Annotated in this window: 10 protein-coding genes; 6 read left to right on the forward strand and 4 right to left on the reverse strand. The window is 65.3% G+C overall.

Annotation, left to right across the window (positions count from 1 at the left end):
• The first annotated feature begins 4 nt into the window (after positions 1-4).
• The 5 genes from F8G81_RS11755 to F8G81_RS11775 are packed head-to-tail and all read left to right on the forward strand — an operon-like array spanning position 5 to position 5,649.
• The gene (locus F8G81_RS11755; RefSeq protein ID WP_267274922.1) at positions 5-433 is read left to right on the forward strand and encodes a sarcosine oxidase subunit delta; all 429 of its coding nucleotides are present in this window, start codon (positions 5-7) and stop codon (positions 431-433) included.
• Complete coding sequence (locus F8G81_RS11760) at positions 430-3,372, forward strand: sarcosine oxidase subunit alpha family protein (protein ID WP_267274923.1); 2,943 nt, start codon at positions 430-432, stop codon at positions 3,370-3,372. Before F8G81_RS11755 ends, F8G81_RS11760 begins: the two co-directional genes overlap by 4 nt.
• Positions 3,365-4,003 (forward strand): sarcosine oxidase subunit gamma, encoded by a 639-nt coding sequence (locus F8G81_RS11765; RefSeq protein WP_267274924.1) that lies wholly within the window; start codon positions 3,365-3,367, stop codon positions 4,001-4,003. The genes F8G81_RS11760 and F8G81_RS11765 overlap by 8 nt, the downstream gene beginning before the upstream one ends.
• Complete coding sequence (locus F8G81_RS11770) at positions 4,003-5,376, forward strand: L-serine ammonia-lyase (protein WP_267274925.1); 1,374 nt, start codon at positions 4,003-4,005, stop codon at positions 5,374-5,376. The genes F8G81_RS11765 and F8G81_RS11770 overlap by 1 nt, the downstream gene beginning before the upstream one ends.
• Positions 5,377-5,427: 51 nt before the next feature.
• Positions 5,428-5,649 carry a hypothetical protein gene (locus F8G81_RS11775; protein ID WP_267274926.1) on the forward strand — a complete coding sequence of 74 codons (222 nt, stop codon included), beginning with the start codon at positions 5,428-5,430 and terminating at the stop codon, positions 5,647-5,649.
• Here the strand turns inward: F8G81_RS11775 and F8G81_RS11780 are convergent.
• The gene (locus F8G81_RS11780) at positions 5,646-7,805 is read right to left on the reverse strand and encodes a glycogen debranching N-terminal domain-containing protein (RefSeq protein WP_267274927.1); all 2,160 of its coding nucleotides are present in this window, start codon (positions 7,803-7,805) and stop codon (positions 5,646-5,648) included. The two genes, F8G81_RS11775 and F8G81_RS11780, sit on opposite strands and share 4 nt — an antisense overlap.
• 228 nt (positions 7,806-8,033) lie before the next feature.
• On the opposite strand from F8G81_RS11780, the gene katG reads away from it, so the two are divergent.
• A complete protein-coding gene (gene katG / locus F8G81_RS11785; RefSeq protein ID WP_267274928.1) occupies positions 8,034-10,328 on the forward strand; it encodes a catalase/peroxidase HPI in 2,295 nt (764 codons plus the stop codon).
• Positions 10,329-10,460: 132 nt separating this feature from the next.
• Here the strand turns inward: katG and F8G81_RS11790 are convergent, their stop codons facing one another.
• The 3 genes from F8G81_RS11790 to F8G81_RS11800 form a co-directional block, all read right to left on the reverse strand.
• Positions 10,461-10,946 (reverse strand): GNAT family N-acetyltransferase, encoded by a 486-nt coding sequence (locus tag F8G81_RS11790; RefSeq protein WP_267274929.1) that lies wholly within the window; start codon positions 10,944-10,946, stop codon positions 10,461-10,463.
• A 40-nt stretch (positions 10,947-10,986) separates the two neighbouring features.
• A complete protein-coding gene (locus tag F8G81_RS11795; protein WP_267274930.1) occupies positions 10,987-11,802 on the reverse strand; it encodes an oxidoreductase in 816 nt (271 codons plus the stop codon).
• Between the two features lie 109 nt (positions 11,803-11,911).
• A complete protein-coding gene (locus F8G81_RS11800; protein WP_267274931.1) occupies positions 11,912-12,481 on the reverse strand; it encodes a TetR/AcrR family transcriptional regulator in 570 nt (189 codons plus the stop codon).
• Between the last annotated feature and the right edge of the window lie 28 nt (positions 12,482-12,509).

Below are 12,509 nucleotides of genomic sequence, written 5' to 3' on the forward strand. Positions count from 1 at the left end.
GGACATGCTCCTCATTTCATGCCCCAACTGCGGCTCCCGCGACGAGACCGAGTTCCACTACGGCGGCCAGGCCCACGTGGCCTACCCGGAAAACCCGAACGAACTGAACGACCGCGAATGGGCCGAGTTCCTGTTCTACCGGGACAACACCAAGGGCGCCTTCGCCGAACGCTGGCTCCACAGCACCGGCTGCCGCCAGTGGTTCAACATGCTCCGCGACACGGTCACCTACGAAATCCAGGCGGTCTATCCAATGGGCACGCCCCGTCCGGACAAAGCCGCCCCGGCCCCGGCAGCCAGCGAATCCGGTACCGCCAGTACGGCCCCGGACAGCACCACCACAGGTAGTGCCGGGCCGAGCATCGCTGCAACCAGCATTGCCACAAGCACAGCACCCCCCAGCACCACCGCCCCGGAAGGAGCAACCAAGTGACTTCCCAGAACGCCCGCCTCGCCGCCGGCGGACGCATTGACCGCACCATCTCCTGGCGTTTCACCGTGGACGGCGAAGAATTCACCGGCCACCCCGGTGACACGCTGGCTTCGGCCCTGCTCGCCAACGGCCGGATCGCCGTCGGCAACTCGCTCTACGAAGACCGGCCCCGCGGCATCATGTCCGCGGGTGTGGAGGAATCCAACGCTCTGGTCAAGGTGGCTCCCCGGTTCCCCGGCCACGTCGCTGAGTCCATGCTCCCCGCCACCGCTGTCACCCTGGTGGACGGCCTCAAGGCGGAACTCCTCAACGGCCTTGGCAAGCTGGATCCGGAAGAGGACCGGGCCGAGTACGACAAGAAGTACGTCCACACCGACGTCCTGGTGATCGGCGGCGGGCCTGCCGGCCTGGCCGCTGCCCGTGAAGCTGTCCGCACCGGCGCCCGCGTGATGCTGCTCGACGACCAGCCCGAACTGGGCGGCTCCCTGCTGTCCGGTTCCACCGCAGCCGGACTGGCCGAGACCATTGAAGGCAAGCCCGCGCTCGAATGGGTGGCAGACGTCGAAGCCGAGCTCGTCTCCGGCGCCGAATCCACCGTCCTGAACCGCACCACCGCCTTCGGCGCCTACGACGCCAACTATGTGATCGCCGTCCAGAACCGCACCGACCACCTGTCCACACCGGCCGCCTCCGGTGTGTCCCGGCAGAGGATCTGGCACATCCGCGCCAGCCAGGTGGTGCTGGCCCCCGGCGCCCACGAGCGCCCGCTGGTGTTCGAGAACAATGACCGCCCCGGCATCATGCTCGCCTCGGCCGTCCGCAGCTACCTCAACCGCTACGCGATAGCAGTCGGGCAGCGCGTGGTCATCAGCACCACCAACGACAGCGCCTACGCCCTGGCCGCTGACCTGCGCGCCGCCGGCGTCAGGATCGCCGCCGTCGTGGACGCCCGCACCCAGCTGACAGCGGTGGCTGCTGCCGCCGTCGAAGCCGGCACGCGCGTGCTGATTGGCAGCGCGGTGGCCAACACGTCCGCTTCTGCCGATGGCCGGCTGGACGGCGTTACCGTTCGAAGCATCAACGACGACGGCGAACTCACCTCCGGTGTCGAAGAGATCGACTGCGACCTGCTGGCCGTGTCCGGCGGCTGGAGCCCGCTGGTGCACCTCCACTCCCAGCGGCAGGGCAAGCTGCGCTGGGACGATGACCTGGCAGCTTTCGTGCCCAGCACCGTCGTCCCGAACCAGCAGACCATCGGCTCCGGCCGCGGCAGCTTCGAACTCGCCGACTGCCTCACCGAGGGCATCTCGGGCGGTGCGATGGCCGCCATTGCCGCCGGCTTCGAATCTACCGTCGAGCCTTCTCCGATCGCCGAGCCGAAGGCCTCAGCCCCCACCCGCCAGCTGTGGCTGGTTCCGGGGGAGAACGGCACTCCGGATGACTGGCACCACCACTTCGTGGACTTCCAGCGGGACCAGAGCGTCGCAGACGTCCTGCGCTCCACCGGCGCCGGCATGCGGTCCGTGGAGCACATCAAGCGCTACACCTCCATCAGCACGGCAAATGACCAGGGCAAGACCTCCGGCGTCAACGCGATCGGCGTTATTGCCGCGGCACTGCGCCAGGCAGGCGAAGCCTCGCGGGGCATCGGCGACATCGGCACCACCACGTACCGGGCACCGTTTACCCCCGTGGCGTTCGCGGCCCTCGCAGGACGCCAGCGCGGCGAACTGTTCGACCCCGCCCGCGTCACCTCCATCCACCCGTGGCACGTAGACAAGGGCGCCCTGTTCGAGGACGTCGGACAGTGGAAGCGTCCCTGGTACTACCCGCAGGGCGGCGAGGACATGGATGAGGCTGTGCTGCGTGAATGCGCCGCCGTCCGCGAATCCGTTGGCTTTATGGACGCCACCACGCTCGGCAAGATCGAAATCCGTGGCAAGGATGCAGGCGAGTTCCTCAACCGGATCTACACCAACGCCTTCAAGAAGCTCGCGCCCGGTTCCGCACGCTACGGCGTGATGTGCCAGGCAGACGGCATGATCTTCGACGACGGCGTGACCCTGCGCCTGGACGAGGACCGCTTCTTTATGACCACCACCACCGGCGGCGCCGCCAAGGTGCTGGACTGGCTGGAGGAATGGCTGCAGACCGAGTGGCCGGAACTGGACGTGCACTGCACCTCGGTGACCGAACAGTGGAGCACCATTGCCGTCGTCGGACCCAAGTCCCGCGCGGTCCTGGCGAAGGTGGCACCGGAGCTCGCCGCCAACGGTGGACTGGAAGCAGAAGCCTTCCCGTTCATGACCTTCCGCGAAACCACGCTGGCCTCCGGCGTCAGCGCCCGGGTCTGCCGGATCTCGTTCTCCGGTGAGCTGGCCTACGAGATCAACGTACCGGCCTGGTACGGGCTGAACACCTGGGAAGCCGTGGCCGCGGCGGGCGCCGAGTTCAACATCACCCCCTACGGCACCGAGACCATGCACGTGCTCCGCGCCGAAAAGGGCTACCCGATCGTTGGCCAGGACACGGACGGCACCGTCACCCCGCAGGATGCCGGGATGGAATGGATCGTCTCCAAAGCCAAGGACTTTATCGGCAAGCGCTCCTACGCCCGTGCCGACGCCCGGCGCGAGGACCGCAAGCACCTGGTCAGCGTGCTGCCCGTTGACGGCACCATCCGGTTGCCGGAAGGCACCCAGCTGGTGGAAAAGGGCATCCCGGTGACGCAGGCCTACGGCCCCGTGCCCATGCAGGGATTTGTCACCTCCAGCTACCAGAGCGCGGCCCTGGGCAGGTCCTTCGCCCTGGCACTGGTCAAGAACGGCCGCAACCGGATCGGCGAGACGCTGGTGGCCGCCGCCGGCAACCAGCTCGTTGACGTTGTTGTCGCAGAAACCGTACTTTTTGACCCTGAAGGGACCCGTAAAGATGGCTGAAACAGCAGCACCCAAAACCTCGCACGAGACGAACCTGGCCCTGCGAACCAGCCCGGCCGCAGTGCTTCGGACAGCCTTTGAAACCGGCTCCGTCCTCGGCATTGTGGAACTGAGCGAAATCACCTTCCTGACCATGGTGGGCCTCCGGGCTAGCCGGGACAGCGAGGCCGGGCAGCGGATCGCGTCAGTCACCGGCGGCTTGCCCGAAACATGCGGGGCCGTGAGCGGAACCGGCGACACCTCCGTGCTCTGGCTCGGACCCGAGGAATTCCTGGTGGTGGCACCAGTGGACGCCCACGAGTCGCTCGGCGGTGACCTCATCCAGGCACTGAAGGAAGCCCTCGGCGACGGCGAAGGCCAGGTGCTGGACCTGTCCGCCAACCGCACCACCTTCGAACTCACCGGCCCGCGGGCCCGGGCAGTCTTGGAAAAGGGCTGCGCCCTGGACCTGCACCCCCGCGGGTTCAAGGCCGGCACGGCGCTGTCCACGGAGATCGGCAACATCCCCGCGATCCTGTGGAAGACAGGCGACGAGAGCTACCGGATCTTCCCCCGTGCCTCGTTCGCCGAGTTCCTGGGCCGCTGGCTCCTCGACGGCATGCGGGAGTACGCGTCCCCTGAGGTTCCCTAATGGCGCTCAGCGTCCTTGACCTGTTTTCCGTTGGCATCGGGCCGTCGTCCTCACATACGGTCGGCCCGATGCGGGCAGCGAAGCTGTTCGCCGACGGGCTCAAAGACGACGGACACCTGAGCTCCACCAAACGCGTGCAGGCCGAACTGTACGGCTCCCTCGGGGCCACCGGGCGGGGCCACGGCTCGGACAAGGCCGTGGTCCTGGGCTTCAAGGGGCTGGATCCGGAAACCGTGGACACCTCCACGGCTGATGACCAGGTGGCCGCCGCCGCCCTCGACGCTGAGTTGTGGGTGGGCGGGGACCACCGGGTGGACTTCAACTGGGACGAGGATGTGGTGCTGCACCGGCGCAAGTCCCTCCCGGCCCACCCCAACGGCATGACGTTCCGCGCCCTGGACCATTCAGGAGCCGTGCTCAGCGAGCGAAGCTTCTATTCGATTGGGGGCGGCTTCGTCGTTGACGGGGACGCCGACGCCGGGGACCGGGTAGTGGCCGACACCACCGTCCTGCCCTATCCGTTCACCACGGCGGACCAGCTTCTGGAGATTTGCAGCCGCGAAGGCATGTCCATCTCCGATGTAATGCTCGCCAACGAACTCACCTGGCGCAGCGAAGCGGAACTCCGTGAGAAGCTGCTGGCTCTCTGGGCCGTGATGCGCCAATGCGTGGACAACGGCTGCGCCGCGGAAGGAATCCTTCCGGGCGGACTGAACGTCAGGCGGCGGGCGCCGTCGTTATTCAAAACCCTGACAGCGGACACTGGGGTGACCGACCCGCTCCGTGCGATGGAATGGGTGAATCTGTTCGCCCTGGCGGTCAACGAGGAGAACGCGGCCGGCGGCCGGATTGTGACCGCACCGACGAACGGCGCGGCAGGCATCGTCCCGGCGGTGCTGCACTACTACGAGAAGTTCGTTCCCGGCGCCAACGACGACGGTGTGGTCCGCTTCCTGCTGGCCGCGGCCGCCGTCGGAATCCTGTTCAAAATCAATGCCTCCATCTCCGGCGCCGAAGTGGGCTGCCAGGGTGAGGTGGGTTCTGCCTGCTCCATGGCAGCAGCCGGCCTTTGTGAGGTCCTCGGCGGATCGCCTGCACAGGTGGAAAACGCCGCCGAAGTGGGGATCGAACACAACCTTGGCCTGACCTGCGACCCCGTGGGCGGTCTGGTGCAGATCCCCTGCATCGAACGGAACGCGATCGCCAGTGTCAAAGCCATCAACGCCGCGCGCCTTGCCCTGCACGGCGACGGCAGCCACAAAGTGTCCCTGGATAAGGCCATCAAGACCATGAGGGAAACCGGCGCGGACATGAAGGACAAATACAAGGAAACCTCACGGGGTGGCCTCGCGGTGAACGTGATCGAATGCTGACCTGCCCGGAGCCGCACCGCCCCGCCGAACGCGGCAGGTGACGGTAATCCGATGGCAGGGTCCGCAATCAAGACTGAAGAGGGCCGCGGCCTCCGCAATGACTGGCGTATGCTCGCCGGGCGCACCGTGGAGGTTTGGCTGCTGGGGGAGCACATCCTGACCGGGAGGGTGGAGCAAGCGGCTGAGGATGATGCGATTCTTTGGATCGCGGCGGAAGGCAGCCGGACCCGAAAGCTGTTTGACAAGCGAAGCGGCTACCAGGTGTGGGCCTAATCCTCCGGGCGGAGTTTGGCCTGTTCCACCAGGTCGGTGATCCAGGGCCGTTGGCCATGGTGTACTTCAACGCCTTCGGGCATCCCGTGCACTGAGGCTGTGGACCCGGAGATGTCGATGGTGATCCTGCCGGCTCCCATGGGGGCGTTGCTGATATGGACGTCGCCATAGGAGTCTGGAAGCGCGGGGTCAAGCCACAGGCCGCCCTGGGAAATGTGGGCGTCGTAGCGCATGAGGCTGGTGACCAGAAGGATCGGTGTGGTGGCGGCCCATGCCTGCGGCGAGCAGGCGGTCGGGTAGGGAACAGGCCGCGCAAACTGGTCACGGCTGAAGCCACAGAACAATTCAGGGAGGCGGCCGTCAGAGAATTCAGCCGCTTCCAATAATGCCGTGGCAATCTTCTGCGCTTCCTCCACAAATCCGTAGCGCATCAGCCCTGCCACGATCAGGGCGTTGTCGTGGGGCCACACCGAGCCGTTGTGGTAGCTTGCGGGGTTGTAGGCGCGCATGTCGCTGGCCAACGTCCGGACACCCCAGCCGCTAAACATTTCCGGAGACATCAACCGCTCCACAACCAGCGGCGCCTTATCCTCGTCAATGAGTCCAAACCAGAGGCAATGCCCCATATTCGATGCGCAGGCGTCCACCGGCCGTTTGTCCCGGTCCAGGGCCACGGCGTAGTAACCCTTGTCCGGAAGCCAGAACTGTTCATTGAAGCGCTGCTTCAGCCGTGCGGCGCGGTCCCGAAGATCCGCGGCGAGGTCCAGGTCCCCGGCGTCATAGGCCATCCAGGCCCGCGCCACGTAGGCCCCGTGGACGTATGCCTGCACCTCGCACAGTGCGATCGGAGGTTCGGCCAGCCGGCCATCGGCGAAGTTGATCCCGTCCCAGGAGTCTTTCCAGCCCTGGTTGATTAATCCGTGTTCGTTCAGGCGCTTATACTCAACAAACCCGTCACCATCCCGGTCCCCGTAGTCCCTGATCCAGTCCAGCGCCCGGTCTGCGTTGGGCAGCAGCGCGTTAATCGTCTCCTTGGCAAATCCCCAGCGGCTTACACCTCCCACGGCAAGCACGAACAGCGGGGTTGCGTCAACGCTGCCGTAGTAGGCGGACTTGCCTCCCAACGCCAGGCCGCTGGAAACTCCGAGGCGGACCTCGTGCAGGATCTTGCCCGGCTCTTCCTCGCTCATGGGGTCCACCACAGTGCCCTGCCGGTCGGCCAACGTCTTCAGCGTGCCCAACGCCAGGGAAGGGTCCACGGGCAAAGCCATTTCCGACGCCCACAGCGAGTCCCGCCCAAACAGGGTCATGAACCATGGCGCACCGGCCGCCACCACCACGCGCTCCGGATGCTCGGGGTCCTCGATTCTCAGCGCACCCAGATCGTCGTAGCTGCGCCGCAGGGTACGTTCTATGGAGCGGTTTCCCATCTGCAGCACCGGAATCTTCGCCACCCACTCCTGGCGGCGTCTGTCCCGGGGCGACATTTCGCCGGGCGTCGGATGGCCGAACGCCTTGGGTTCAGGATCAGCGTCCTCGAGTGCAGGAACAACAGTCAGCTGGGCTGTCCACTGATCATAGGCCGGGACGGTTACGCGGTAAGTCACGCCGTCGGCTGTAGCACTGGCTCCTTCGGCTTTGACCATGACCGCCTTGTGGACGCCCTCCCACATGCCTCGCACTGACAACGAATCGCCTTCCGGGAAACGGCTCTCTTCCCAGCGCCGCTGAACCCTTGCCTCCTTCACCTCAAAGAGATCAGCGAAATCCGAACCCACGGCCAGTGCCACCTCACACTCGGCAGGAACCCCCGAATAGTTGCGGATGGTGATCCGTTCCAGAATCCCGGCTCCCACCTCGCGGAGGCGTTCCACAATCAGGGGGCTGTCAGCATATCCATCCGAACGGGGCACCCGGCATGCGAACAACGCCCGGTATGGCTCCTTCAATTCCGCAGCCAGGGGCTCCAGCGCCAGGCCGTTAACGGTCAGGGTCCAGTGTGAGAGGATGCGGGTGTCGCGGTGGAAGACTCCATGCGGAAGGTCAGGATGGATGTCCCCATTGGCCGAAGAAATACAGAAGGACGATCCCTCAACCAACGTCACTGTCCCTGCCCCAAGCGGCCCGGCCGCCGTGTCGGCATTCCAACCAGCCATTGCCGGCTCCTTCAACAGACTTCGTACACCTGAGCGGCGGCCAGCCCCCGGCGTTTCGTTGCTGACCGCGTGGACGCAAACGACGCTACTCCTGACGCCTTCACAACGCCAGTGCACCTGCATGTTGGCCATTGCCCCCTACACGCCCTGATGCATAAGTGATCCAATAGGAGAGTTGAACCGGCTGCCCGAGTCCGACCACGGCCTCGGCCATATGGAAGGAAGCACATGACCGATCCTCAGGACCGCCCCCCGGTCCCCACCCCGGGAAGCGCCCAAGGCCTGGACCGCAAGGTTGATGGCGGGTGCCCGGTTGACCACGACAGCGTCACCTCGCACGGCAGCGAGAGCGAAAATCCGGCGATCGATTCGCCGCAGCCAAAGGGGCACCGGCCCCGGACTGTCGCCGACTGGTGGCCCAACCAGCTGGACCTCTCGGTGCTCCACGCTCACAACCAGGCGGGCAACCCGCTGGGCCCCACCTTCAGGTACCGCGAGGCGTTCCAGCAGCTCGACGTCGAGGCGCTCAAGCAGGACATCGTTCAGGTTCTGACCACCTCGCAGGACTGGTGGCCTGCTGACTTCGGCCACTACGGCGGCCTGATGATCCGGATGAGCTGGCACGCCGCCGGCACCTACCGCGTCCACGATGGCCGCGGGGGTGCAGGGGACGGCAGCCAGCGGTTCGCTCCGCTCAACAGCTGGCCGGACAACGCAAACCTCGACAAGGCCCGCCGGCTCCTGTGGCCTGTGAAGCAGAAGTACGGCCAAAGAATCTCCTGGGCCGACCTGATCGTCCTCGCGGGCAACGTCGCCCTCGAATCGATGGGCTTCAAGACTTTCGGCTTCGCCTTCGGCCGCGAGGACGTGTGGGAACCCGAGGAGATCTTCTGGGGGCCAGAGGACACCTGGCTCGGCGACGAGCGGTACATCGGCGAAGGCAAGATGGCTGAGGATGTCGGCTCCACCGAAATGGGCCTGATCTACGTCAACCCCGAGGGGCCGATGGGCAACCCGGATCCCAAACTCGCCGCAGCCTATATCCGCGAGACGTTCAAGCGGATGGCGATGAACGACGAGGAGACCTTCGCACTGATCGCCGGTGGCCACACATTCGGCAAGACCCACGGCGCCGGTGACGCCGATGCGCATGTGGGTCCCGAGCCGGAGGCCGGGGACCTCGAGGCGCAGGGACTGGGCTGGCTCAGCACGTACGGCAGCGGCAAGGGCGGCGACACGATCACCTCCGGCCTCGAGGTCACCTGGACGGACCGTCCCACGCAGTGGAGCAACCGCTTCCTGGAAATCCTGTTCGAATACGAGTGGGAGCTTGTCAAGAGTCCCGCCGGCGCCCACCAGTGGGTTGCCAAGGATGCCCCGGAGATCATCCCGGACGCCCACGACCCCGAGAAAAAGCACCGGCCCACGATGCTGACCACGGATCTGTCGCTGCGCTTCGACCCCATCTATGGGGAAATAGGGCGGCGCTTCCTGGCGAACCCGGACGAGTTCGCCCTCGCGTTCGCGAAGGCCTGGTACAAGCTGCTGCACCGCGACATGGGCCCTGTTGGGCCGCACATGCTCGGGCCCTGGGTGCCGGAGGCCCAGCTCTGGCAGGACCCTGTCCCGGAGGTAGACCACCAGCTGATCGGCGAGCAGGACATAGCCTCGCTCAAGGCCCAGCTCCTGGACTCCGGCCTGTCGGTTTCCCAGCTCGCCGGCACGGCCTGGGCCGCCGCATCCACGTACCGCAAGACCGACAGGCGCGGCGGCGCCAACGGTGCGCGCATCCGGCTGGAACCCCAGCGCAGCTGGGAGATCAACGAAGGCGGGCAGACAGCGACGGCGGTACAGGCGCTTGAGAGGGTGCAGCAGCAGTTCAACTCCGGCGAGGCGGACGGCAAGAAGGTCTCGCTGGCGGACCTGATCGTTCTTGGTGGCTGCGCCGCGGTGGAGAAGGCAGCGAACGACGCCGGCTTCGCCGTGACGGTGCCGTTCCGGCCGGGCCGGACCGACGCCGCGCAGGAGCAGACCGACGTCGAGTCCTTCCAGTACCTAAAGCCTCGGGCGGACGGGTTCCGCAACTATGTACGCCCGGGCGAGAAGCTCCAGCCGGAGACCCTCCTGCTGGACAAGGCGTACCTGCTGGACCTGTCGGCGCCGGAGATGACGGCGCTCATCGGCGGCATGCGTGCCCTCGGCACCAACGTTGGCGGTTCCAGCCACGGTGTCCTGACCGACAGGCCACAGGTCCTGACGAATGACTTCTTCGTCAACTTGCTCTCGCCGGGGACCAAGTGGAAGGCGTCTGAAGGCGAGGAGAACGTCTACGAGATCAGCGACGTGGGCACCGGCGAGCTGAAGTGGACCGCCACACCGGTGGACCTGGTGTTCGGCTCCAACTCCCAGCTCCGGGCACTGGCCGAGGTCTACGCGAGTGAGGACGGCAAAGAAAAGTTCGTGAACGACTTCGTGGCGGCCTGGGTGAAGGTCATGGAGCTGGACCGCTTCGACCTGCACTGACCGCGGGTTACTAGCTCATGGATCCCGGGCCGGCTGCATCTGCGGCCGGCCCGGGCGCCAGCGCTCCTCAGATACGGCCGCGGGGCTGCGATGGAAGCACGTTGCCCTGTGCGGGAGCTGCAAAGACCTTGGCTATCTAAGACGCTTTTCAAAGCAAAAAGAGAAGGGTATGGCACTTGCATAGGGCTCGTAGACCGGGATGCGCTTGTAGCCCAGCTTCGCGTAGAGGGCCACAGCTTCCGGCTGATTATCACCGGTCTGAAGAATGACCCGCAGGGCTCCGCCGCGTGCAGCGGTCGCTTCGATCTCACCCATCAGCATGCTGGCAACTCCGCGGCCGCGCTCACTCTTCAGCACCACGACGCGCTTGACTTCCCACTCCCCGTTGAGCGACCGCAGGGCGGCGTGGGCCACCGGTCCCGTATCACCCGATATGGCCAGTACGGTGGCCAGCACGTCATCCGGATCAACAGCCAAGGCCCGGAGCGCAGCGTCCCGTCCGGGACCCGGCTGCAGATGGTGGGCATACCTGCCATGAAGGTCCTCCTCGAGTATCCGCTGGAGCGCCACGGCACGCTTATCGGTCCAGAGGACTTGTTCAAAGGTCACGGCTGACACGGGAAGCTCCCATTCTTGACGTGGAAGCTGCGCAACAGCATCAGGCGGGCAGTTTGTTGAGCTTTCGCAGCTGCCTGTCGAACATGCGGGCGGGCACAAAACGGCGCATCTTGGACACGCTGGCGGTCCGTGAGCCGCCTGCGTACCGCATATTGGGGTTGGTGTCAGTAGCGGCGGCGACGATCGCCTTTGCCACCGTCGTGGCGTCGTCACCATCCTTGATCTGGCTGATTGAGAATTCCTCAAACACCCGGCGCCGCTCGGCGTACACAGGTAGCGGCCGGTCAGGCCTGATGGCGTTGGCCTCAAAGGAGGTGTTGGTCCACGCGGGCTGGACCAGCGTGACGCGCACGCCGAACTCGCGGAGCTCGTGATCGAGGGATTCGGAGTACCCCTCCACAGCATGCTTCGATGCCGAATACACGGCCATGTACGGTTGCGGGATGATCCCAAGGATCGACGAAAGGTTCACGATGCGGCCGCTCTTCTGGGCCCGCATGATCGGAAGGACTGCGTTGGTCACACGGATGACGCCAAACACGTTGATATCGAAGACGTGCTGGGCCTGCGCCGTGGAACTTTCCTCCGCTGCGCCGGAAGATCCGATACCTGCATTGTTCACCAGGACATCGATGCGCCCGTGCGACTGCATGATCTCCGCGACTACGTTTTTGACCGATGCGTCATTGGCCACGTCGAGGTCGACAAATTTTACGCCGGCAAGCGGCTCTGCCTTCGACGCGTTGCGGCTTGTGCCGATGACGTTGAAACCTGCCTCAACAAGCGCGACGGCGGCCGCCTTGCCAATCCCTGTAGAGGCCCCCGTTACGAGCGCTACCTTCTGTGGTGATGCCATTTCTGCCTCCATGAACGTTTCTGCCGTCTCTGCTGTCCGGGGAATAAAGAAACCGATCGGTTTCACCTACTGTAAACCGATCGGTTTCCATATCGCAAATCAACAGCTCTCAGTGCATGTCTCCAGCGTCCAGCAGCGTGGCTGCCGTGGGAACGATGAGGCCGGTCAGATTGTCCACTTGAATTCCCGCCCTGGCGCTGGCTCCATCGAAAACCAGGCTTAGCTGCCGCGCCAGCAGCTCGGGATCGCTGGCGCCGCCCTGTTCGGCTTCCGAACGGAAAAACTCAGTCAGGTTTGCCTTGACCTGCCGGGCCACCCTGCTTGCAGGGTGGCCCGGATCCTTGAGTTCGACCTGCACGGCCAGGTACCTGCAGCCGCGAAACTCGGGCGAACTTGCCTGCGATTCCACGCGCTCAAAGACGTAGAGGATCCGCTGGCGATGAGGACGGCCATCATCGGCTGGGGGCAGGAGCCCAGCCACGAAGGCAGACGCGCGCTCTTTCAGGCTTGCTGCGAGCAGTTCGTCCTTACTCTCGAAGAGCTGGTACAGGGAGCGTTTCGATACCCCCGCAGCCCTGCACAGCGCCTCGACACCGATGCCCACGCCGTCGCGGTACGTCAGCGTTGCCACCGCCTCGAGCAGACGTTCTCGGGTACTTGGCTTAGTCTCAGTGGTCACACTGAGAGGTTAACACGATGCGGGCGAA

Origin of the sequence: Arthrobacter sp. CDRTa11 (assembly GCF_026427775.1) — a bacterium.
Classification (GTDB): domain Bacteria; phylum Actinomycetota; class Actinomycetes; order Actinomycetales; family Micrococcaceae; genus Arthrobacter.